29 protein-coding genes are annotated in these 21,390 nt (G+C 68.4%); 7 read left to right on the plus strand and 22 right to left on the minus strand.

All coding sequences use genetic code 11. The annotated features are described in order from the left end of the window. The 4 genes from ABZ135_RS01090 to ABZ135_RS01105 all read left to right on the plus strand — a co-directional run bounded on the left by ABZ135_RS01090 (position 1) and on the right by ABZ135_RS01105 (position 2,253). Positions 1-483 carry a VOC family protein gene (locus ABZ135_RS01090; protein ID WP_356690462.1) on the plus strand — a complete coding sequence of 161 codons (483 nt, stop codon included), beginning with the start codon at positions 1-3 and terminating at the stop codon, positions 481-483. Between the two features lie 609 nt (positions 484-1,092). After that, positions 1,093-1,701 (plus strand): GntR family transcriptional regulator, encoded by a 609-nt coding sequence (locus tag ABZ135_RS01095; protein ID WP_356690464.1) that lies wholly within the window; start codon positions 1,093-1,095, stop codon positions 1,699-1,701. Positions 1,702-1,875: 174 nt separating this feature from the next. Then, the gene (locus ABZ135_RS01100) at positions 1,876-2,040 is read left to right on the plus strand and encodes a hypothetical protein (RefSeq protein ID WP_356690465.1); all 165 of its coding nucleotides are present in this window, start codon (positions 1,876-1,878) and stop codon (positions 2,038-2,040) included. A gap of 9 nt (positions 2,041-2,049) precedes the next feature. Continuing rightward, on the plus strand, positions 2,050-2,253 hold the full coding sequence (locus ABZ135_RS01105) for a hypothetical protein (RefSeq protein ID WP_356690467.1): 204 nt from the start codon (positions 2,050-2,052) through the stop codon (positions 2,251-2,253). Between the two features lie 90 nt (positions 2,254-2,343). On the opposite strand, the gene ABZ135_RS01110 is transcribed toward ABZ135_RS01105, so the two are convergent. Together ABZ135_RS01110 and ABZ135_RS01115 are read right to left on the minus strand one after the other, a co-directional pair. Continuing rightward, positions 2,344-2,751, minus strand: coding sequence for a hypothetical protein (locus ABZ135_RS01110; protein WP_356690469.1), 408 nt, complete (start codon positions 2,749-2,751; stop codon positions 2,344-2,346). Positions 2,752-2,818: 67 nt separating this feature from the next. Continuing rightward, entirely contained in the window at positions 2,819-3,304 is a 486-nt protein-coding gene (locus tag ABZ135_RS01115) for a DUF6221 family protein (protein ID WP_356690471.1), read from the minus strand. A 170-nt stretch (positions 3,305-3,474) separates the two neighbouring features. Here ABZ135_RS01115 and ABZ135_RS01120 point away from each other — a divergent pair, with 170 nt between their 5' ends. Further along, positions 3,475-3,855, plus strand: coding sequence for a DUF6233 domain-containing protein (locus ABZ135_RS01120; RefSeq protein WP_356690473.1), 381 nt, complete (start codon positions 3,475-3,477; stop codon positions 3,853-3,855). On the opposite strand, the gene ABZ135_RS01125 is transcribed toward ABZ135_RS01120, so the two are convergent. Next, positions 3,852-4,787: a Ku protein gene (locus ABZ135_RS01125; protein WP_356690475.1), complete on the minus strand. Its 936-nt coding sequence runs from the start codon at positions 4,785-4,787 to the stop codon at positions 3,852-3,854. The two genes, ABZ135_RS01120 and ABZ135_RS01125, sit on opposite strands and share 4 nt — an antisense overlap. A gap of 594 nt (positions 4,788-5,381) precedes the next feature. Here ABZ135_RS01125 and ABZ135_RS01130 point away from each other — a divergent pair. After that, complete coding sequence (locus ABZ135_RS01130; protein WP_356690477.1) at positions 5,382-5,591, plus strand: hypothetical protein; 210 nt, start codon at positions 5,382-5,384, stop codon at positions 5,589-5,591. A gap of 49 nt (positions 5,592-5,640) precedes the next feature. Here the strand turns inward: ABZ135_RS01130 and ABZ135_RS01135 are convergent, their stop codons facing one another. The 17 genes from ABZ135_RS01135 to ABZ135_RS01215 form a co-directional block, all read right to left on the minus strand. Beyond that, on the minus strand, positions 5,641-6,120 hold the full coding sequence (locus ABZ135_RS01135; protein ID WP_356690479.1) for an endonuclease domain-containing protein: 480 nt from the start codon (positions 6,118-6,120) through the stop codon (positions 5,641-5,643). Continuing rightward, complete coding sequence (locus ABZ135_RS01140) at positions 6,120-6,728, minus strand: recombinase family protein (protein WP_356690481.1); 609 nt, start codon at positions 6,726-6,728, stop codon at positions 6,120-6,122. The genes ABZ135_RS01135 and ABZ135_RS01140 overlap by 1 nt, the downstream gene beginning before the upstream one ends. Positions 6,729-6,958: 230 nt before the next feature. Next, on the minus strand, positions 6,959-7,114 hold the full coding sequence (locus tag ABZ135_RS01145; RefSeq protein WP_356690483.1) for a hypothetical protein: 156 nt from the start codon (positions 7,112-7,114) through the stop codon (positions 6,959-6,961). Positions 7,115-7,116: 2 nt separating this feature from the next. Next, positions 7,117-7,446, minus strand: coding sequence for a hypothetical protein (locus ABZ135_RS01150; RefSeq protein ID WP_356690485.1), 330 nt, complete (start codon positions 7,444-7,446; stop codon positions 7,117-7,119). Continuing rightward, positions 7,443-7,883, minus strand: a complete 441-nt coding sequence (locus tag ABZ135_RS01155) for a hypothetical protein (RefSeq protein WP_356690487.1) — start codon at positions 7,881-7,883, stop codon at positions 7,443-7,445. Before ABZ135_RS01155 ends, ABZ135_RS01150 begins: the two co-directional genes overlap by 4 nt. Then, complete coding sequence (locus tag ABZ135_RS01160; RefSeq protein WP_356690489.1) at positions 7,884-8,207, minus strand: hypothetical protein; 324 nt, start codon at positions 8,205-8,207, stop codon at positions 7,884-7,886. A 17-nt stretch (positions 8,208-8,224) separates the two neighbouring features. After that, the gene (locus ABZ135_RS01165; RefSeq protein ID WP_356690491.1) at positions 8,225-9,067 is read right to left on the minus strand and encodes an N-acetylmuramoyl-L-alanine amidase; all 843 of its coding nucleotides are present in this window, start codon (positions 9,065-9,067) and stop codon (positions 8,225-8,227) included. A 69-nt stretch (positions 9,068-9,136) separates the two neighbouring features. Beyond that, on the minus strand, positions 9,137-9,772 hold the full coding sequence (locus ABZ135_RS01170) for a hypothetical protein (RefSeq protein ID WP_356690493.1): 636 nt from the start codon (positions 9,770-9,772) through the stop codon (positions 9,137-9,139). Positions 9,773-9,781: 9 nt separating this feature from the next. Next, positions 9,782-10,390, minus strand: coding sequence for a hypothetical protein (locus tag ABZ135_RS01175; protein WP_356690495.1), 609 nt, complete (start codon positions 10,388-10,390; stop codon positions 9,782-9,784). Continuing rightward, positions 10,387-11,478, minus strand: coding sequence for a DUF5047 domain-containing protein (locus ABZ135_RS01180; RefSeq protein ID WP_356690497.1), 1,092 nt, complete (start codon positions 11,476-11,478; stop codon positions 10,387-10,389). The genes ABZ135_RS01175 and ABZ135_RS01180 overlap by 4 nt, the downstream gene beginning before the upstream one ends. Further along, positions 11,479-13,605: a hypothetical protein gene (locus tag ABZ135_RS01185; RefSeq protein WP_356690499.1), complete on the minus strand. Its 2,127-nt coding sequence runs from the start codon at positions 13,603-13,605 to the stop codon at positions 11,479-11,481. It abuts the gene before it with no gap. Positions 13,606-13,718: 113 nt separating this feature from the next. Continuing rightward, entirely contained in the window at positions 13,719-18,011 is a 4,293-nt protein-coding gene (locus ABZ135_RS01190; RefSeq protein ID WP_356690501.1) for a hypothetical protein, read from the minus strand. A 21-nt stretch (positions 18,012-18,032) separates the two neighbouring features. Continuing rightward, positions 18,033-18,383: a hypothetical protein gene (locus ABZ135_RS01195; RefSeq protein ID WP_356690503.1), complete on the minus strand. Its 351-nt coding sequence runs from the start codon at positions 18,381-18,383 to the stop codon at positions 18,033-18,035. A gap of 65 nt (positions 18,384-18,448) precedes the next feature. Beyond that, a complete protein-coding gene (locus tag ABZ135_RS01200; RefSeq protein WP_356690505.1) occupies positions 18,449-18,775 on the minus strand; it encodes a hypothetical protein in 327 nt (108 codons plus the stop codon). A gap of 103 nt (positions 18,776-18,878) precedes the next feature. Then, entirely contained in the window at positions 18,879-19,478 is a 600-nt protein-coding gene (locus tag ABZ135_RS01205) for a phage tail protein (RefSeq protein WP_356690507.1), read from the minus strand. 57 nt (positions 19,479-19,535) lie between these two features. Then, a complete protein-coding gene (locus ABZ135_RS01210) occupies positions 19,536-19,937 on the minus strand; it encodes a hypothetical protein (protein WP_356690509.1) in 402 nt (133 codons plus the stop codon). Continuing rightward, positions 19,937-20,263 carry an HK97 gp10 family phage protein gene (locus ABZ135_RS01215; protein WP_356690511.1) on the minus strand — a complete coding sequence of 109 codons (327 nt, stop codon included), beginning with the start codon at positions 20,261-20,263 and terminating at the stop codon, positions 19,937-19,939. The genes ABZ135_RS01210 and ABZ135_RS01215 overlap by 1 nt, the downstream gene beginning before the upstream one ends. A 27-nt stretch (positions 20,264-20,290) precedes the next feature. On the opposite strand from ABZ135_RS01215, the gene ABZ135_RS01220 reads away from it, so the two are divergent. Then, entirely contained in the window at positions 20,291-20,611 is a 321-nt protein-coding gene (locus ABZ135_RS01220; protein ID WP_356690513.1) for a DUF4429 domain-containing protein, read from the plus strand. Here ABZ135_RS01220 and ABZ135_RS01225 read toward each other — a convergent pair. Together ABZ135_RS01225 and ABZ135_RS01230 are read right to left on the minus strand one after the other, a co-directional pair. After that, positions 20,608-20,970, minus strand: coding sequence for a hypothetical protein (locus ABZ135_RS01225; RefSeq protein WP_356690515.1), 363 nt, complete (start codon positions 20,968-20,970; stop codon positions 20,608-20,610). The two genes, ABZ135_RS01220 and ABZ135_RS01225, sit on opposite strands and share 4 nt — an antisense overlap. Next, positions 20,970-21,386, minus strand: coding sequence for a hypothetical protein (locus ABZ135_RS01230; RefSeq protein WP_356690517.1), 417 nt, complete (start codon positions 21,384-21,386; stop codon positions 20,970-20,972). The genes ABZ135_RS01225 and ABZ135_RS01230 overlap by 1 nt, the downstream gene beginning before the upstream one ends. Between the last annotated feature and the right edge of the window lie 4 nt (positions 21,387-21,390).

A 21,390-nucleotide genomic window follows, 5' to 3' on the forward strand; every position in this document is an offset into this window, starting at 1 on the left:
ATGGACGCATCCGAGACCGACCCGCCTGAGATGACCCTGCAGTTGACCGTCGACTGCGCGGACCCGCAGCGGCTGGCCGCCTTCTGGGCCGAGGCCCTGCGCTATGTGCCGGAGCCGCCGCCGGACGGCCACCCGAGCTGGCACGCGTACTGGACGGCGATCGGCGTGCCCGAGGACGAGCTGGGGGACGGCGCCGGGGAGCTGCCCGAGTCGATCGTCGATCCGAAGGGGGCCGGCCCCCGTGTCTGGTTCCAGCGGGTGCCGGAGCCCAAGACGGTCAAGAACCGGCTCCATCTGGACCTCAAGGTCGGCGGGGGCCGCGGTGTGCCGCTCGCCGTCCGCCGCGCGCGGGTGGACGCCGAGGTCGCCCGGCTGACGGAGCTGGGCGCCTCGGTGCTGTACGCGATGGACGAGCCGGAGGGCATGGACTATTACGCGGTGGTGCTCCGGGACCCCGAGGGCAACGAGTTCTGCGTGGTGTGAGCCCGGGGCCCCGGCCCCGGTCCCCGCACGCGTCAGCGGATCGGCATGCCGGAGAGGGTGCGGGCGATGACCAGGCGCTGGATCTCGCTCGTGCCCTCGAAGATGGTGTAGATGGCCGATCCGAGCTTGGCACTTGCAGGACAAGGAGTCGAACCGCGGAGAATCCCTGGGCGCGAGTCGCCACTCCCCCGCGCTTCTCAGGATTTCTCCGGGTTCCTCCGGCATGCACCCGCAAGATCATCTCCCAAGAATCTCCCAACCGGAGAGTGCGTAGCCCCGCTGCAGGGTGAAGAATGAGCGCGGCCCCCCTCCGGCTGATGGAGGGGGGCCACCTCGCGTCTCGGCCGCCAACAAGCGGGCCAGGGTTGGATCAGCCTTGACGCGTCCTTGGGGAGATGACCGTCTCCTAACCTGCCGGATCCATGGTCATTCAATGTTCACCCATTCGGGTGAACACGCTTTCGATTGTTGCAACGTACCCCTAGCCCAGTGGCATATGCCAGTCGTTCTGCCGCATGGCCTCCCTGGACACATGAGGCTATCTGCCACGTAGCAGCCGGAACACCCCCCTCTACGGTGGCCTCTCCAAGATCGTCGCAGGGGTCGCACATGGCAGAAGCGCTGCAGCAGAAGCTCGCCGCTCAACTGCTGCAGCGCATCCAGGAGGGCGTCTACCCGGCCGGGAGCGTTTTCCCGTCCTATCGATCCCTCGCAGCCGAGCTGGGTGCTGGGCATGGGGCTGCCTACAGGGCCGTGCAGATGCTGCGAGAGTCCGGACACCTGGAAGGGCAGCCGCGCAACAGGCTCACCGTCCGCCATCCTGCCGGTGTGCGCACCCTTGCCGACCCCGACGCAGAGTGGCCCCACGGTCGCGGCGAAGTGACGCGCTCGCGCCCTCGAGCCGACACAGACCTCGCCATGCGGCTCCGCTGTGAGCCCGGCACGCAGGTCGCCTGCGAATGCGCAGAGCTGCTCGACCCGGACGGCCGGCCCGCCATGCTCGTCACTTCTTGGTGGCGCGGCCGGCGGCGTACCCACGCGTCGGTCAGGATCTCTGTCGCTTTGCACAAGATGACGCCCGACGAGGCACACCTGCTGGGCCTGCCGACAGGCGCCCTGGCGCTCTTGGTGGACCGGACGCGGCTTGATGCCGCGGGGGCCGTAACAGAGGTGGCTGATCTCGTGCTCCCGGCGGACAGGTGGACGGTCGGCGGCTAACCGCTCACCGCATGTAGGGAAGTGGTCACGAGTGTGGCCGAAACGCGCTGCTGACGGAAGTCTGTAGTCCACATTTATGTACAGGCGACAACGTTTCAACCTTCACAGGCCCGCGAGTGAGGGCAACCCTCTAACCCGCTCCCGACTGTCCGACCCTCGCCGTAGGCTTGCCGCATGCCCGAGACGCCCGAGGTACCCCGCCCGACCGCGGCCGAGCTCAACCAGCAGATCCGCGAGTTGGCCGCCACAGGCCGGCTGCCAGCGGCCGGCGCCGAATACCAGCGGCTCGTCGTCGCCTGGGCCGAGGCGCTGCGCGCCGAGCAGGAGCTCGCGGCTTAGGATCCGCCCGTGGCAATCGAACTTAGTGCCGGGCTCATCCAGCTCGAGCAAGACGCATGGGCCGAGATTCAGGCCGGGCAACTGACCGTCAAAACCGCGGCGGCGGTACAGGCGGCGGTCACGGCGCACGCGAAGAACACCGGCGAAAGCCGCTACGAGGTCGAGATGGCGCTGAAGAAGCGGGTCAGGAACCCGGCGCCGGCCGAGCAGTAGACGCCAGGTGCATCCAGGCAGGGGCATCCGGGCGTAGGGCATGACAGAGCCCCCACCTCCCTCGGCGAGGTGGGGGCTCGTTCGTGGCGCCTAGGCCGACGCTCTCTCCAGCCGATGCTTCTGACCGCCCAGCCGGAATACGTGAATGCCGACACCCGCCTCCCGGGCGACGGCAGCAGCCTGTTCCCTCGACAGAGCCTGTCCGCTGCCAGCAGTGAGCAGCGGTCCTGCGTCCCGCCCCTGCACGGCCTCGCGCAGCAGCGCGATGGTCCGGGCGCTGACCGGCACGGTGCCACCCGCATCCGTCTTCGCCCCCGCGGGCAGGGTGAAGGTGCTGGCCTTCCAGTCGATGTCGCGGATGTCAGCGGACAGTAGGTCGTCGAGGCGGCCCGTCTCGTCCCAGAGGGCTGCCCACAGAGCGCGGTGCGCGACGGGGATGGATTCGTCGGTAAGCAGGCTGTCCAGCCGGTCGGCGGTCACGGCTTCGATCTCGGGCATGCAGCCAGTCTTCCTCTCGGATGGCGAGATGTGCACTCGGCGGGGGCGGAACCGTCAGGTCCGGGAGCTACGGGCGCCACGCCTCGTCGTAGTCGGGATGCTCGGCATATGGCAGGGCCAGCAGGCGCAGCGTCGGGCACGGCCACCGCTCCGGGCTGCTGCCGCCATGCGTCGGATAGCCCCAGTGCCCCTTGACGCACGCCCCGCAGTCACCGTCGTTCACGTTGGGGTGCTCGTCCACGATCCGCCGCTTGGCGTCGACCTCGGCAAGGACACGAGTTGGGTCGTGGAGTGCGAGGTGAGCCGAAATGGCCCCCGCCCGCACCCCCTGCCCTGCCTCGCAGACCGCCCAGTCCATGCCACCGGTGCTTGATGGGTCATCCGGTACGGCGCCTACAAGCGCTACAGACGCCTCCTGCAGGTCCGCCGGGCCCGGATCGTGCGTATAGGCAATCCATGTTCCCGAGGAGGGGTCCTCCCGTGCGGGTCGCGCGTCGCGGGCCACACGCTCGTCCTCGTCGAGGCGGGCTGTCAGGAACTCCACCAGATCCACGAATGCCTCCAAACGCAGCCCCGCCCCGGTGCATCACGCCGGGGCGGGTCCGGTAGCCGCGTCAGCCAAAAGACGCGATTGGGATGGATCCACTGTACGGGGCGCCACTGACAGCCCCGGGTTCCGGTGAGAGTGGCGCACCGAAATCGAACAGACGTAGCATCCGGAGCATGAACGGCCTGACCATCTCCGAGCGCCTAGCCAAACAGCGCACCCTCCGCGAATGGCTCGCCTATCAGCTAGCCCAGGCCGACCGTGCCATCAGCGAGCTCGAGGCCCAGGAGGCGGAGGAGCGGCGACGCCGGGGAGTCGCTCGCCGAGAGATGTCCTGGAAGCTGCAGCCGGCCCGCGCCGTCGAGGGCCACCCGGTCCTGCACCGCGGGAACTGCTCGATCTTCAACGGCGAGATTGGGTACCTCAACCTCGAAGAGGTCAAGATCGCCTTCCAGGAGTTCCCGGACCTCGTGCAGTGCACCATCTGCAACCCCTGGGGCAGCCTCGGCATCGACAAGCCGGCGCCCAGAAAGCTGCCCGGCGGAGGCACCCCCTAGGAGGCTCGCTTCCGTGCCGTCTTCTTGGCCGGAGCCTTCTTGGCCGCGGTCGTCTTCTTCCCCGCGGCCTTCTTGGCGGGCGCCTTCTTCTTCGGCTTCGGCAACTCGTGGACCGTACCCGGCGCACCGCCCGCCTCGCTGCGGGACTCCTTCGCCTTCGCCACCGATGCCTCCAGGGCGGCCATCAGGTCGACCACGGGCACGGCCGGCGCCCCCTCTCCCGCAACCGGCTTCGGCGTGCGGTGCTCGGTCTTCGCCTCGATCACCTCGTACAGCGCGTCGGTGTAGTGGTCCTTCAGCCAGTCTCCGAGGTCGGCCAGGCGCTCCAGGCTCATCGTCTCCAGCAGTGCCAGCGCCCCCTCGATCTCCTGCTCGGTGATCTCTGTGCGAGGCGGGGCGACCGCAGCGGGCGAGCGGATCTCGTCCCCCCAGTGCAGTCCCTGGATCACCAGGGCCTCGCCAAGGGGCCGCATCAGCCCGAGCCGCTCGCGGCCGCGGAGCGCGTACTTGGCCACTGCCACCTTGTCCGTGCGGTCGAGGGCCTTGCGAAGAAGGGTGTACGGCTTGGCAGCCACCGGGCCCGAGGGGCGGGCGTAGTAGTCGCCGGCGCCGTAAGAGACGGGGTCGATGCTATCGGCATCGACGAACGCGACGATCTCAATGGCCTTCGCCGTCGGCAGCGGCATGTTCGCGAGATCCTCGTCCGTGATCGGGATGAGGGTGTCCTCGTCGACCTCGTATGCCTTGCCAATCTGGTCCTCGGTGAGGACTTCGCCGTCGATGTCGCATCGCTTTTGGTAGCGGATGCGGCCGCCGTCCTCGAGGTGGATCTGCCGGAAGTGGACGTCGTGCGACTCGGTCGCCGGCTCCAGGCTGATCGGCACGGTGACAAGGCCGAAGCTGATCGCGCCGGTCCACATCGAACGGGGCATCGCTACCTCCAGGACGCCCCCCTGGGGTTTGACCTCAGGCTACGCAGACACCTCCCGTGATCGCACGCCTGGAGCCTCCCGTGGGAGGAGCGGGAGGCCAGGGCGGCCCCGCCCGCTGGGACAAGCAGACGGGGCCAAGCGCGATCCCTCTCCGGGGGTGGGCTGCCAGGACCGCGTGCCGCACAGACTGCACCCGCGGCAGGCCTGGCGCTAGAGGCGTGCACGAAAGAGACGACGGCATATGACGAAGCCCGCCCCCGGTGAGGTCGGGGGCGGGCTTCGTGGGGCCCGCTCGGCTATGAGCCGGCGACTTCCCGGGTGCCACGGTTTCCCAGTAGCAGACGAGCGGGCTGTACGGCACAGGAGTCATCCGACTGCCCGAAGGCTAGGCGGGCTACCTCTCAAGCAGCGCGAGGCGTGAGCGCCGGGTCTCGCACCCGGATGCCGCAGAACCAGTGTGGCACGAGGTGGTGACAACGGGAGCGGCTTTCGTCGCACCGGCCCGACCGGTTCAGCGCATAACGTTCCCCTAAGCGCTGCGAGCAACCGGCCCTCGCTACACTCGCGGCTTTCGGACCACACGGAGGAACGGTCATGGAGTCACGTCCCGACAAGCCCTGGCGAGTCACTGCCTTCGGAGGGGACGGAGGCCAGACATCGCTCGCCTGCACGAGCGAGGACGACGCACAGTTGACCCTGCGCGCGTTCCTGTTCGACACCACTGCGGAACGCGCTCGCGTGGAGGAGTGGGAAGACGGCCGCTGGCGGCCGCACGAAACCCTCACCAAGCAGGACCTGCTGTGACCAAACCGCCGACCGGCCCCGCCAGCTAGGGCGGGGCTTCGCCGTGTGGCTACAGTCCAATGTCCTTCGATGCGGCGTCAGTCCAGCGGTCTTCGTAACTCTCCGCCGCGGTCAGTTCTGGCTGGGCGTGCTCGCCTGTGATGGGGTTGAGGTATAGATCGGTCACCCCAAGGATCGCTGCGGGCGGGCGCTGCCTGTACCGCTCGAAGATCGTGTCCTTTTCTCTGTGGGTTGCCTCGCCCGCATTGCAGGACTGGCAGAGCCAGCCGCGGACCAGGCCGGTTCGGTGGTCGTGGTCGCACACGAGGTCTCTGACCTTGCCGCAGATCGCGCAACGCCCGTCCTGCCACTCCGCGATAGCCCCTGCGCCGCTGCCGACACGGGCGTCCGCCGCACGCTCCATTGCCCAGAGGATCTCAACCTGCTCGGGCGTGCACCCGTTGCGCTCCATCCGCGTTTTGAATCGCTGATGTACCTCGCTCGTCGAGGAGGGTTGGGTGGGCCAGTACCAGCAGAGCGGGTTGGCCATCATCCCACCCCCTCGCAGGCGCCCTCGTGCTCACGGAGGGCTTGGGAGATGGCGCCGATGCTGGGGTTCTTCCCCTTGTTCTTGCCTTCCGTGATTCTCAGGTGCGGCTGGATCTGGCGGAGCGTGAACCCCTGCTGCTTGAGCGCGACTGCCTGGATCGTCAGGGCTTCGGTCATCACGGGGCGGCGCCCACCGACGCGTCCGCGGGCTCGAGCTGCGTCGAGTCCATCCTTGGTCTTCCGGACGATGTCCCGCCGCCGCTCCGAGGCGAGCACCAGCGCGAGCTCAAGAAGCAGGTTCATCTCGGTGTGCTCGCCGGCGCCCACGCCTTCGAGGACCTTCACGGCCACGTTGCGCTCGAAGAGGTCGGCGAGAGTCATCAGGCCGGTGAGGGTGTCACGGCCGAGTCGATCGACTTCCTGCACCGTGAGCATGTCACCTTCACGCAGGTAGTCGAGAGCGGCGCTCAGGCCCGGTCGCTCATCGACAGCGAGCTTGCCGGAGACCTTCTCCTCGAAGACCTTGACGCAGATGGGGTCGAGCGCGTCGTGCTGGCGGTCGACGTTCTGCTTGTCGGTTGATACGCGGACAAGCCCAACTAGGGCCATGCGGCCTCACTTTCATCAAAGGGGGCGAGGTGTCTTCTTGAACGCTAGCGGTTGTTGAACCCTTTGATGAACAGTTTGAGTGAAGTCGACCCCTCGAGTTGCCCCGACGCCCACTCGTCGCACGTAACGACCGATTGGTGAACACCGCGGAACGACGGGCGCGCCCGCCAGATCGTTTGACTCTGGCACAGCAAGAAGCCCCCGCCACGCGATGCGTGGCGGGGGCTGTGTCATTCCTCCTGGGGCCAGTCGGGCTCGACGAAGAGTCCTTCGTACTGCGGGGTGGGCTGCTCGGGAAGCACACCCATGTCGACGAGGGTTTCGGTGTCGGCTGCGGCAGGGTCGACCCGGCGTTGCACGGGCCGCGGGACTGGCGGTTCGGGCATGGTCACACTCCGGTCCTGTTGTACTCGTCGACGAGCGGGTGCACCGGTACCGGTTCAATCCCCGACTTGTGCATCTGGTCCGCCCACCGGTTGACGGTCCAGGAGAAAGCGCGCAGCAGGGACTCACAACGGGCCTGCCTGCCGCGCAGAGCGGAGTTCTCCTCGTCGACCCGCTTCACCGTTGCCTGCAGGACGGCCAGGTCGGCGGCCTGCTGCTGCGGGGCTGCAGAAGCCTTCGCGGCCTTGACAGTGGCGCGGGCGACGAACACGCCGCCCCCGCCGAGAATGCCGCCGGCGGCCCCCACAATGGCCGCCCAGTCACCGATGGTCATCCGGCCTCTTCTCTCCGGCCGCGGCGAGCTGGGGGGACCGAGTACTCGGGCACCGTCGCGGCCCACATGATGACTCCCACGTGGGAGGTCAGGTACCAGACCGCGACCCACAGGCCGCGGGAGTAGTCGCCGGTCAGGACTGCCGCCAGGTAGGCGATGGCCCAGACCGATGGGGGGACGAGTGCCGCGTAGAAGCCCCACCGGTCACGGCCGACGCGGAGGAACGCGGAGAAGGTGGTGACGATCCCGCAGATGATCCACAGCCAGGCCCAGTGGCGCAGACTGCACATGCTGGTCAGGAGGTGCAGTCCCTCACCGCTGGGCGGGTCCACGAGGAAGGACACGCCCCAGCACGTCTTACCGACGCCGAGGACGAGCAGGAAACCGCCGCGACGGCCCAGGTGCTTGCGGGCGCGCCGTAGCGCCGCGCACCGCATCTACACCCCTCGGGGCGCCGAGCGTCCGGTGATGAGGCTGTCCTGGGCCTTGCCGCTTACGCCGGTCGGCTTCCACAGTCCGAAGTGGGCGAGGACACCGGTAGCGAAGGACACGAGCGCGAGGACAGCGGCGGTGCTGGCATCCCAGCCGGGGCCCGGGTTGGCGAGCTCGACGAGGAAGCCGTTCAGCGTGGACAGGGCGAGCAGCAGAACGGCCTTGGTGCCGGCGTGGGTGACGCGGGTCGTGACCAACCCGACGAGCACGGGCAGCACCAGGGAGACGAGCAGGCCGAGCCAGTAGGCGCGGTCGAGGTCGACGGTCATGAGCTTCTCTTCTCTCGTTACTGGGCGGGGGCGCCGTTGATGTCGACGTCGACCTTGATGACGGCGTCGCGGATGGCTTCCTTCACGGCGGCGACGACGGTTTCGGTGTCGACGTCCTCGCCGACGAGCTTGGTGAGCGCCTCGACGGCCGCCGCCAGGGCGGCGAGCTGGGTCATGACGCGCTGGTGGCGGACGTCGGCCCAGCGGGCGAACACGTCAGCGCGGCGAGGCGGCCCGTCGGGGTCGGTGGGGGACTTCCACTGGACGCCCCAGACCTCCTCGCGGGCGGCCAGGGCGATCTTCTTGATCTCGGCGTCGGTCAGGGGCACGTCGTCCTCCTCGGGAGTGGCAGTGGTGGGGCGGGGTGCACCGGCCTGCGCCCAGGCGTAGATGGGTCCTCCGGGGCAGGTGGTGGCGTAGCCGTCTCGGTGGCCGCCGAGCCATGTCCCGGCCGGTCCCTCTGCGCGGCAGTACTCGATGGCGTCCCGCGTCCCGTGCAGTTGGGCGTTGGTGGGCTCGGTTAGCCCTGACGAGCCGACCAGCAGACAGACCGCGTAGTCCTGCTCGTTCAAGCTGGTCGAGCCGTTCGCAGAGTTGCGGCGGCGCAGGCCGCGGCCCTCGTACACGTAGCCATGTGTGCAGACGAGGAAGGAGTAGCCGATGTCCGACCAGCCGTTGCCGTCCATGTGCTGGGCCTGGATCTGGCGGACGTAGTCGTCGCACCGGTCATGCGGACGGTCGGTGTATGGGGTGCCGAGGTAATGCAGTTTCACGCCGCGGCGTGGGCGGCTATACAGCGTGGCCCCGCTCGGCAGTCGGTAGGCGCGGGCACCCCACTGGGCTCTGGTGACGAGCTGCACGGCGGGCCCCTCTCTCATGACGAAGCCCCGGGCCGAGCGGCGCGGGGCGGGCGTGGATGGGTTGGGCGGTCAGACCTGGCGGAGGCGCAGGTAGCGGTAGCGGAAGTTTCCGGTGCCGGCGATGACTCGGTGCTGAAGGGTGACGGTGACGGTCTCGCCGACAGCGCAGCTGATGAGCTGGGTGATGCCGAGTGGCCCGCCGGACTGGGTGTCGGCCCACTGGATCGCTTGACCGTCGTTGGCGGTGTAGATGGAGCCCGTGACGGATCCGCTGGCGTTGAAGCTGGTGAGCGTGTTGGAGCCGCCGGAGTTGTCGCAGCGGACGCCGATGGTGACTTCTATCTGTCCTGACGGGGGGCCGGTGATGGTGTCGGAGAGTACGGAGGAGGAGTTGCCGTAGCTGGTCGAGGTGGTGGTGCGGTTGGTTGTGTCGTCGACGAACTCGCTGGTGAGGGCCCTGGACATTTCGATCCAGCTGCTGCCGTCGTACACGTAGAGGCGGTTGACGTCCTGCAGCCAGGTGGCCATGCCTTCGACGGGCGCGGCAACACCGGTGAGGGCGGCGGCACGGGCGGAAGCGGACGCGAACCGCATGATGGAGCGGGCGGCGAGGGGGTTGGCGATGTTCTTGCCGAGTGTTTCTGCGTTGGGGGTGCTGGTCAGGTCGGCGATGGAGATGCCCTGGGAGTAGTCGTCGGTGGCCATGGGCTCTCCTCAGCTCAGCCAGTAGGTAGTGGGGGGGATGGCGACGATCGTCGAGACGGAGGGGCCGCGGTACTCGAAGTTGCCGTTGGTCCTCAAGATCCCGCGGAAGGCCCCGATGTTCGCGCCCGCGTTGCCCTGTGAGCCGACAACAACCATGTCGTGATCTGCAGGCGGGCGGATCGCGGCCGGCACGGTCGTGAAAACGTCACCAGACACGAGTGTCGTGCTCTTGGTGAAGTGGCCCTGTATGTGCACGGTCCGGCCAACGAGCCGGTACCGCGGTGACTGGTAGGCGGGGGTTGCCGAGAAGCCGGCCGCGGGGGTGAGCGCGGTCCACTCGCCGGCGCTTGCTGCGAGCCGGTCGATGGCGATCCAGGCGCCGGTCGGGGCTTGGGAGATGACGATAGCGTCACCGACGACGGGGTCAGTGAAGCGCTCGAGGCGGCGGATGCCGGGGATGCCGGCGGCTGTGAGTGTGCCGTCGGTGGCCACAGCGGTGATGACGGCTGTCTGCCAGGTCGCCCCGCGTACAGCGGGAGAGGAGGCGCCGGCCCGAAGGGCCTCATCGTGGAGGGCGTCGGCGAGGTCGATCGCGATGGCCTGGAAGCCGGAGGTCATGTGCCCTCCTTGGCGCTGATCGTCTGCAAGGTGAAGGAGCCGCCGATGTCCAGGGGTATGGAGAAGCTCGCTGCCTGGTGGAGCTCTTTGGTGCCGTCCGGGTAGACGACCCTGACGATGTCGCCGGCTTCGAGGGCCGGGTTGGGCAGGGCAGAGATGTCTGCGGACGCGTTCGGGGACTGTGCGGAGCGGAGCAGCAGTGTGGCCGCAGCGGTGCAGGCGCTGGTGGTGATGAGCGTGCTGGACGAGTAGAACGTCGGCCGCCGGCCGAAAGGACCGGACCAGTAGGTGGGGCTTGTCGGGTCATTGTCGACGACGAGGGATGAGACCGGGGCGATGTTGTTCTCGGTGTTCTCCCCGCGGGCGAGGACGCCGTTGTGCACGTTGTCGACGGTCATGCCGCGCGATGCCTGGATGTATGCTCCGCCCTCACCTGCCTCGATCGACCACGCAGGTGTTGCAGTGGTGAGGTCGGGTAGCTCGGCGATGACGAATTCGCCGTCCGGTGTGCAGTAGCAGGTTGCCCCGATCGCTGCGGCGAGCTCAAGGACTGCGGCCCATGGGTCGGCTTCCACGTCCCATGTCCGTGGCCCGATGGCCGCATCTGCGGCCGTGCTCGTCACGATCGCGTCGGGCAGCGTCCTCTGGATGAGCGCGGTGATCGCGCCCACAGCCGTACCGGAGGCCCGGTAGGCGGCGGTGAACTTGTCGTCGGCGACGATGCATTCGAGGCTCTTGCCGCCGAGGGTGACCGGCCCGTCGTCCACGTCGCCCGTGACCTCGTCCAGCCGGAAAACACCGACCGGAACGAGTTCCTGCGTGCCGTCCGCGTACTCGACACCCCGGGAGATGCGCAGCCGTGCCCCGTAGACGGCGAGCTTGTCCGTCGGGGTCCGCGGGATGAGCACGGGGTCAGGGACGGTCACGTTGCAGGTGCGGCGGCACTGGGCGCCCCAGTCGACAGTGACCGTGCCGCCTTCGTGGTCGAGGCGCTCGACTGAGCCGTCTGTACGGAAGAGGACCACCTCCGTGATGGGAGTGTGGTCCTCGACAATCCGCTGCAGGAAACGGGCAGAGACCGGATACATTCAGCCTCCGATCGGGCGGTGGAACAGGACGTCTTCCCAGGTGGCGTACTTGGCGAGGACGTCGCCCCAGGTGGCGTTCTCGGTGAGGATGTCCTGCCACGTGCGGCCGGCGGACGAGGCGACGCCGACGGTGACTGGCATGTCGGCCTGCTTCAGAGGCAGCGTCCAAGCGCGCCACAGCTCGGGGGCGTAGTCGGTGACACGGCTCTCGCGGACCTGGCCAACGTTGACGTACATGTCGTCGACGCCCATCCCTGGTGCGGCCTGCCAGAGCAGCACACTGCCGGAGTCGAGCAGCCGGTGCAGACTGGCGCGTTCCGCGTCGGTACGGGTCCACACGGAGAGGTCCCCTTCGAGGCCACCGCGGACGTCGGAGAAGATCACCGAGTTCCGGCGGCGGCGGACCCGGTGCTCGACCTGCGCTATGGGCCGGTCCCAGTCCGGCGCCCGGTGGACAAGCACCTTGAGGTTGCGCTCCGGGTGGGCCGGGTCCTTCAGCCACGCCTCGTTTCGGTCACTCACGGCCAGGGTGACGACGCTTGTCGTCCGGCTCGCCGTGAGGGCATTGGAGGTGCTCCTGGACTCGGAGTAGTACGAGACAGGGACGCCGAGGGGCGCCTCGTAGTCCTCGATGACCAGGACATCAGAGGTGGTGACTGCTCTGTCGATGAGGCCGTTCGGTCCGCGGACGAGGGTGCGGGTGCCGTCGGCGGTGACGCGCCACACCGTGATGGTGTCCGTGGTCGGCAGCTCTCGCAGGGTGATGGTGATGGACGCGGTGTCGTCGTTGGCGGTGACCTCAGTGATGGGGAGGGTCTGCCAGAGAGACACCTTGTCCATGCGCAGGACGGACGATGCGCTGGTTGCGGCCAGCGTGTACTCGATCGCGGCCTGCGTGGTGCCGGCCGGGGCGCTGCCCGTCTCTGTGATCAGCCACCAGCCCGATGCCGGTACGGGCGTACTGCGGCTGGAGACCTGCCCAATTTCGGTGTTGGCGGCGTTGTAGTAGCGGATCGTGGCGATGAAGTTGAAGCTGCCGGCGGCCACCTTCATGCCCGTCTCGGAGATCCACGTCTGCCCGCCTGCCGCTCCGATCGCGTACCTCGGCGAGCGGATCACTGACGTGGTGGCCGTCGCGGACGACACGGTCATGCAGTAGGAGCCCTCAAGGCCGTCCGTGCCCCAAGGGGTGAGGCGGGCGAGGGTCGCGACACCGGAGACGACCGACCAGTTCCCCGTGTCCCGCTCGAAGCTGGCGTCGCGGTAAGGGACGACGCTTCCTTCACGCAGGTCCGGTGCCACGATGACGACGGACTGATCGATGCGCATGACCTGGCCCGCAGTAGCGGTTGACAGGCCGAACGCGACGGTCGCATAGGCGGCGCCTGCCGGTGCGAAGTCGGCAACGCGCTGCCGGTACCAACCGGTGCCGGGCGCCGACAGCACGGACCGTGTGGCCTGGATCTGCGCCGACGAGGCGTTGTAGAAGCGCAGCTCGATCCACGCTGCCGTGCCGGATGCCGGCGGGTTGAGGTAGGCGTAGGCGAGGTACTCCGTGCCTGGAGTCACCGGCGCCAGGTCGGTGGAGCGGAAGTCCGCCGGCCCGTTCGCGGTGACGGTCATCGTGATGGTGTGGCCGCCAGCCAGGTAGTAGTCGACCGGCCACGTCACCGGCGGCGCTGTCCGGGAGATGGAGCAGTTCGTGACAGCCACGTAAGCGAGGCTGCTGCCCCGTTCGCTGGTTTCTGTGTTGGCCGCCAGCAGGTTGCCCGTCGTGCGGACGGGCAGCCCCAGGTAGACGTTCTCGTAGAAGGAGCTGACGAGGCCTGCAGCCGGCGTGGAGGAGAACACGACCTGGGCGTGTGCGGCGGCATCGGGCGCCACATCAGCCACGGCTATGCGATGCCAGGAGCTGGATGCTGCCGATGTGGTGAGCGACCAGCTGATGCTGATCTCCGCCGAAGCAGCGTTGAGCCAGCGGATGCCGATGCGCTCCGGCACGGTGGAGCCGGAGGCATCGGCAAATGCCTGGTACTCGGTCCCTGGGAGGACCGGGTACGAGGCGACGGTGCGGGCCTGCATCTCACCGGCGGCGACGCTGCGGACGGACAGGCATCCGTCGCCCACCCGTCCGCCTGTCCCCTTTGAGATGGTGCAGTTCAGCATCGCTACCCAGCCGGAGACCGACGGGTCCATCGACGACGTCGATTCCGACAGGAAGTTCCCAGGGATCGCCACGGTCACCTCCCTCGGCCGGCGCGAATCGCGGAGAGCAGTGCCTGGTCGCGCTGGCCCATGACTCCGTGGACCTTGCCCATGAACTCTCCTGAGTCGAGGTACAGATCGCCCTCGAAGACACCCCCTCCCGGTGTCACTGCGGCCTTCTGTAGTGCGGCTGCCTGCGAGGTGGTGAAGACAGGCTCGGGCCGGCCGGTGCCGTTGTAGGCAAGGTTGAGGCCCGGCTGCAGGTAGCCGCCGGAGTCGTACTTGCCCATGTAGGCGTAGTGGTGGGTGAACAGCTTGTCGTTCCATGCCCTGGCCCTGGAGCCGATCACAACGCCGTCGCCACCTCGGGATTCGACGTTGACGCCGTTGAGGGTGCCTGCCGTGTGGCCGACGCCCGCGTTCGTGATGCCGATGCGGTAGGGGCTGCGGCCGTTGAGCACCCAGCCAGGGGGTGCCGTCTTTCCGCTGAACGCCCCTGTCGCCCACCTGCGGTGAGGAGTCTCGCCACGGATGACCGATTCGATAGCGGAAACGAGCCCGGAGCAGTCCCAGCTGGGGTTGCCGTTACCTCCCCACTGGTAGGGCAGGCCGGCCTGGGTCCGCGCCCAGGCGAGGCCCTTGGCAAAGCCTCCCCCTCCGATCCCTGCGGCGCCGAGGCGCTTGTCTGCCTCACTTCCGTATCCCAGGATTGCGCTGATCATCTTCTTGGGGATGCCGGTGACCATGTCGCGGTAGAGGGATGCCGACCCGGAGATCTTGGCGATCAGCGGTTCGACGACCCTGCGCAGACCGGCGGCTGCGGACTCCTTCACGCCGTCCTTGAGCCAGGAGACACCGCTCTTGGCCAGGTCCACTGCCGAAGACGTTGCCTTGCCGACCCAGTCGAAGATGCCGCCCTTGGCGAATCCCTGGAACTGGTCCAGAGGCTTGCCCTTCATCGCGGCGGCGTTCACCGCGTGGAGCCTCGCCCGCTCGTAGGGGTCTCGCATCGCCTCCGACACGTAGACACCCTCGCCTCGGCGCATCGGCACCAGTTGGTCGTCGCCCTGCCGGTAGGAGGACTGACCGGGAAGGATGCCGCCGCGGGCCCAGCCCTGGAGGTTCATCTTTTCGAGCTTCGGGGCGCCGAACGCGCCGGCGATCAGATTCCAGGTGGGAACGATCGCCCCGTCGTAGATCTTGTCCACGATGAACCGGACGGGCTTCTTCGCGATCTCCTGGAGGCCGCCCCATGCCTTGCCGATGAAGTTCTTGGCGTCGTCGAAGCTCTTTCCGACTGCGTCGACACCCTTCCTGATGTTGTCGAAGGCAGGCTTGAGGGCCTTGTCCCACAGCCACTTCCCCTTGTCGCCGATGAAGGTGAACGTCGGCGACAAGACCTTCTCCCATACCCACTTGGCAGCCTTGCCTACAGCGTCGAGGCCGCGGATGAAGCTGTCGAAGGCCGGCTTGAGGGCGTTGGTCCACATCCACTTGGCAGCCCGGCCGATCCAGCCGAAGACAGGCCCGAGCACGTTCTCCCACAGCCACACGGCGATGCGGCCAACGAACTGCAGGATCGTGACGATGCTGTCGAAGGTCGGCTTCAGCCATACCGTCCAGAGCCAGTCGGCCAGCTTCCCGATGCCCTCAAAGACGGGCTTCAGGGCGTTCTTCCACAGCCACGTGCCGACCGCCGCCATCGCTTTCAGAGCGATGACGAAAGGTGCGACGAGGACGACCAGGATCACCGTGATGAGGATGCGGGCTGCGGCGCCGATGAACCGGAATGCCGGCCCGAGGACGTTCTGCCACAACCAGGTCGCTGCAGCAGCCACCACCTTGAAAGCTGCGACGAGACCACTGAACACGGGCTTCAGGACGTTCTCCCACGCCCACATCGCAGATGCCTGAATGCCAGCCCAAGCCGCCTGGACGGCTTCACGGAACCATCCCCAGTGCTTGTAGGCATAGATGACCGCGGCCACCAAAGCGATGATGCCGATGACGATCAGAGTGATCGGGTTGGCGCTCATCACCAGGTTGAAAGCGATCATGGCCAGTGTCCACAGCTTGGTCGCCACCCACGCCGCATACAACAGCTGGATCAGCCAGGGCAGCGTCTCGGCGATTGAGGCCACCGCCGACGCGACTGCCCCCAGGGCGGCGAGCACGGGGCCGGAGAGCGGCTCAGCAGCCTTGGCCATCTGGTAAAGCGCGCTGCCGATGTCGCCCAGAGCCTCCGCGAGGATCGGCGCCTGCTCCGCCGAGTAGGCCAGGAAGCCCTCGAACTTGGCGCTTCCCTTCAGGCCAGTGCCCCAGGAGGCGAACCGCCCGGTGATCTCCTGCATGCGTCGGCTGATGGACTCCATGTGCGGCAGAAAGGCCTGTACGACTCCGGCCATGCCCTTGAAGATCCGCCCGAAGGATACGCCCAGGCCCACGATTGCAGGGGTCACAGCCCCGGCCAGGTCGGCCTTGAACTCCTTCCACCACGGGGATTTGAAGCCCGCGGAGACCCGGTCCTGCAGCATTCCGATGGCCTTGGCTGCCGCTAGGACGATCGGCGTGAGGCCGGGCAGGCTGTTCTTCACGCCGTTGATGGCCCGCGTGAAGATCGGCATGACGGCCGGCTGCAGCGCCTTGGACCAGCCGTCGAAGGCGGTCCGCAGAGCCAGGAAGGCGTCGAAGGTACCGCGCGCCGCCGGTGACAGCTTCGCCAGGGCCTGCTGGTACTTGGCTTGCGCGATGGCAGCCTGATCTACGCCTCCGGCCGCCTGAAGCGACGAGGAGGCTATCTGGCGTTGCGCGGATGCGATCGAGTCTGCGGCCTGCGCCTGGGCTCGGGCGACGTTCCTCTGCGCCTTGACGACGGCGTCCTGGGCGTCGGCGACTCCGCGGGTGTGGTCGCGGACCGTCTCCTGGGCTTTCGCCAGCCGGTCCTGCGCCTGCAGGACGGTCTTGCTGCCGTTCACCCCCGCCTTGTTCGCGGCGGCCGTCTCACTCTTCAGCCGGGCCGTCTCGGTAGTCTGCTCCTTAAGCCGCTGGGTCGCCTGGGCCACTGCCAGGGCAGCCCGCTGCCGGTCCAGCACCGTCGACTTCCGGTCGGCCTCGACCTCTCGCTGGCGCTGCTGAGCCTCGGCCAGAGAGAGGGCCGCGTCGCGCTGAGACAGTTGGGCGGACGCGTATCGGTCGGCGAGATCCTCAAGCTGCCGGGCAGCCTCTTGACGGGCCGCCACCAGGTCGAGCTGTGCCTGCCGTGATTCCCTCTGGGAGGCGGCGAGCTGACGCTCGGCGTCCTCGACGCCTCGCTCGGCCCGCTCCACCTGCTCCTGCGCGGACTGGATCTGCTGGGCGGCGTTGCGGTGCGCGGCAGCGAGAGCCTGCTGAGCGCCCGCCACCTGAAGGGCGCGAGACGCCCCGGCGGCTGCCGCCTGACCCCCCTTGAGCGAGGCGGTGGTAGCGGCGTCCTGCGCCTGCTTCTGTGCTTGCAGAGCGCCGGCCATTCCGACGAACGCGGGAGCTGCCACAGCAGCCAGGGCGCCGACACCCGCCGCGGCGGCCACGGCAGCGGATCCGATGGCGCCAATGCCGGCCGCCAGCACCGGGATCGCAGGCAGGGCGCCGAGACCACCGATGGCGACGGCCAGGTGGAGCACAGCCGACAGGGCCCCGGACGTGTCGACGTCCACCCGGACACGTTGCCCGTCCACTGCCTCGATGGCCGCATGAACGGCCGCCAGCTCGGCGAGAGCGGTCGCCGTGTCGGCACGAACCTGCACGTTGGGATGCTCGGCGCCCAGGCGGGTGAGTTCGGCCTCGATCAGCCGGATCTCCGCGCGAGCCTCACCCGCGTCGATGTCGATGCCGACGCGCTTGCCCGCCAGGGCCTCCATGCGCACGCGCAGGGCCTGCAGATCAGAGTCCGCTTCGGAGGTGTCGACGCCGACCTCGATCCTCGGAAGGCTACGGAACGCCGCCTCCAGGCGGGCCCGCAGGGCGCGGGAGAACGCGCCGGCGGTGTCATCGCCCTGACGGGCTGCGGCGGGCCGCGCGGCCCGCCCGCCCTGAGTGATGCCATCCCGCACCGAGTCCCGCATCGACGCTGTGACCCGGTTGGCGATCTGCTGCCCGATCTCCTCGCCGATGCGCAGACCGATGTCCCCGACCTGAGCCCGCATGGCCGGGCCGAACGAGCGGCCTGCGGCATTGCCAGCGTCGGTTCCGGCACGCGTCGCCGCCGGGACCAGCCCAGACCGCAGCTGTGCGTAGATGCCGCGAGTGTTGGGGACGACATCGACCTCGACCGACCCGACCTGGATGGCCATAGCCCGCCCCCTCTCAACGCGTCAGGACGCGCCCCCGTTGATCAGCGTGAACAGCCGCTCAGCGGCGGTATCCGACATGGGTTCGCGTTCTGGCTTGGGCGTGACGCCAGGGCGGCGGATCGGCTCCGGCCGGCGGGGCTTGCGGCCCTTCCCGTTGGAGTTGGCGACCACGAGGATGTACTGCAACTCCCGGATGCCGTCCGAGATCCCTGCGAGCAGTTGCTCGCCCATCGACCAGCGGCCCTCTTCCGGCTTGCCGCCGCGCGCCTGCCGCTCGTACTCCTCAGCGCTCAGGGCGTTGCGCAGTGCGGTCATGGTGGCCGACTCGGGCGGCAAGTGCTGGATGAGGACGCGAAGGCGGCGCGACGACATCTCCCCGCGCCACCATGCGTCGATCTGGTCGGCGTCCCGCGGGTAGTAGCGGGCGAGGTCGGCTTCTACCGCTTCCGCGTGCGCCTCGACGACGCCGACGGTCCACTGGACTTTCCCATCTGCTCGCCCGACGCCTCGCCGGCGGCGTTGGCGAAGGCGGCGACCTCGTCGTTGGTCGGGTCGAGGTCCAGGTACGTGTCGTAGGACTCGGGGCTCAGGACGTCTTCCATGAAGGCGTCGATGTCGCCGATGCGGAGCTTGCGCATCGTCGACTGGCGCCAAGCGCCGCTGGGGGCGCACTCGACGTCCTTTCCGGCCAGGGTGGTCGTGATGTAGTGGCCGGCCGCCTCGGTTTCCTGGGCCTCGGCGGGCGTGGTTTCGGGTGTGGTCATGGCGCGGGCCTTTCGTCTGGGTGATGGCGCGGGCAGAGAAGGGAACGGAGGGTGGGCGGGCCGGGCCCGCGCCGACGGTGTAGCCCGCCCACCCGGTCTTGGGTTAGCTGAGCGGGTCGCTCGGCGTCGCCGGGATCTTGTCGACGTGGTACACGGTGTTGCCGGCGGCGTCCGGGTAGGTGGTGATGGTCCATTCGAAGCCGGACATCTCGTCCTGCTTGTACGTGACGTCGGATCGCTCGTTGATCTCGCCTTCGGGGACGTAGAAGCCGCGGTAGTTGTCGCCGTCGATGACGAGGAACCAGAACGCGCGACGGTCCGGAACCGGGGAGGCGGTCTCCGCGAAGCTGGTGATACCGCCGACGGGGGCGAGGTCGGCCTCGTCGATGCGGTAGTGCAGGGACATCACAGGGAGTCGGGACGTCTCCCAGACGGTCAGGGAAAACGTGCGCACGGACTGGGTGATCTGCGTGCGGAACGGCGAGGTGAGGCCCCACGGCGTGAACTGCTGCGACTCCTCGTCCCAGCCGTTGACGAGGCCATCGTCGGAGATGGCGCCCAGGGCCTGCCAGGGGTCAGTCGGCTGTGTGAGCGGGGATGCGAGCGCCGGGGTGCCGACGGGCGCGACCCAGCCGCCTCCGTTGGCGCCGACCATCGTGAGATCCGCGGCGCGGGTGATGTTGACCATGGTGTCTCCAGACATGGAAGAGGCCCGCGCTCGGGCGGGATACTGGGGGTCCGGCGCGGGCCCAGGGGCCGGTCAGGAAACCGGGTGGCTGTAGATCTGGTAGGTCGCCCCAACCCTGCGAAGGGACGTGTTCTCGTAGGGGCGGACCGCCGGCGGCGGGGTGGACGTGACCCGCCCGAACACGGCGGTCGACGTCTTCGTGCCGGGCAGGTCGCTTAGCAACCATCCCCTGACCTGGCCGGCAAGAGAGATGGCGTCCGCGCGCGTCGCGTCGTACACGTCGATGTCGACCAGAGCCCGGTCGAGCCGGAAGCCGTCGTCTCCGCCGGCCGGGAGCCTCTGCACCTGGATCGTGGGCAGCTCCTCAAGCAGGTGGTTGTCGACCTCGTCCCGCACAACGACCGTCGGACCTGCCTTGGCCTGCAGCCACTTGATGAGCTCCAGCTCGACATCGACGCTGCCAACGTCTGCCATCAGCGGCCTCCCGCCTGCGCCGCGCGCAGCAGCACGTGGTGTGCCTGGACCCGCTCGGTTCCGTACTCCACGTGGGCGCCGTAGGGGGCTGTGTTGCCCACGATGGCGACGGCTCGGTCCCTGCGCCGACCGCCACGGCGTACCGGCTGCACGAAGAAGCTGTCCTTGTACAGGCCGCGGTGCGGATCGGCAGGGCCGCCCACGGGGGCGATGCCCTGGGCCACGCCCTTGATGACCTCGGCGCGACGGACCATCTCGGCGAGGATCATGTCGCTGCGCAGGAGCTGACCTACGCCCCGCTTGGACATCTTGAACTTCGCGGGCATCATGACCACCTCTCACTAGGGGGCGGTATGGACGTCAAGGGCGTGCAAGGAAGCATCCACTTCGACGGCGAATGGATCACCATCGTCAAGAGGCAGATCGGGCAGCCGGAAGCCCAGTTCAAGATTCGTGCGGTGGACGTCACAGGGACGCGGCTGAAGCCGGCGACCCGCCTCTTCCACGGCTACGTCCAGTTCGTGCTGCCTGGCAGCGCACCCGCGGCGGAAGCCGGAGGGCTGCTTGCTGGTGGCAGGCCGCCGCAGTCCGACCCGCACAGCCTGTCCATTCGCAGGAGCTCCAACGATGCGGCGACCAAGCTGATCGCCGCCGTGGAGCAGGCCCGCGGCTAGCCGGTCACCCGGTCCGCAGCGAACTGCACCGGACCGCGGGTGCCGGTGAAGGGGCTGCGCCCCCAGTCGCCCGGTTCGCCAGTGATCTCGCAGACGACGCCCCGAATCCGCACCTTGTCCGTGGTGTGCAACTGAGTGCCGGCCGGAACGTACACGGTCCAACCGACGATCACGGTGTCGCGGGCCTGCTGCTGATCTCCCCCGACCTGGGGGGTTTCGACCCGTGGGGTGACGACGCAGCCCTCGACGTCGAACGACGCATCCGGGCCGGGCAGAGGCTGCCCCCGCTCATCCCGGCCGGGCGAGGCCCCGGTACGCAGGATGCGGATGGTCTCTCCGTAGGGGTACGGGCCGGGCATCAGACCCAGCCCCAACCCGGTTCGTAGACCATTCCCGGGCCGTAGGGTTCGCTGACTGGATAGGTAGGCGAGGGGTCGGCCGACGTTGGGGTCGGATCGACCGTGAATGCCCCGCCGCGGCCGGCGAGCGACTTGAGGGCCGCCTTGTCGGCCTTCGTCAGATACAGGCCTCCCGAGCCGCTCGGCCTCTGCACCGACATCGGGCCGATCGTCTCGTAGGACACCTGCTGCGGGTTGACATAGGCGCGGCCCGCCACCGACAGCACCACAGCTGTCGCCTGGTCCGGCAGCGGCTTGACGACCGACTCGCACAAGGCGACGGCCTGCTCGATGAGAAGGTCGGCCCGCTCGCCGTTGATCTCGGGCAGGTCGAGGTAGATGCCGAGTTGCTCGGCCGTGGGAGCCACGAACGTCATCGCC

This window comes from Streptomyces sp. NPDC006339, from assembly GCF_040612775.1.
In the GTDB taxonomy this organism is placed as follows: domain Bacteria; phylum Actinomycetota; class Actinomycetes; order Streptomycetales; family Streptomycetaceae; genus Streptomyces.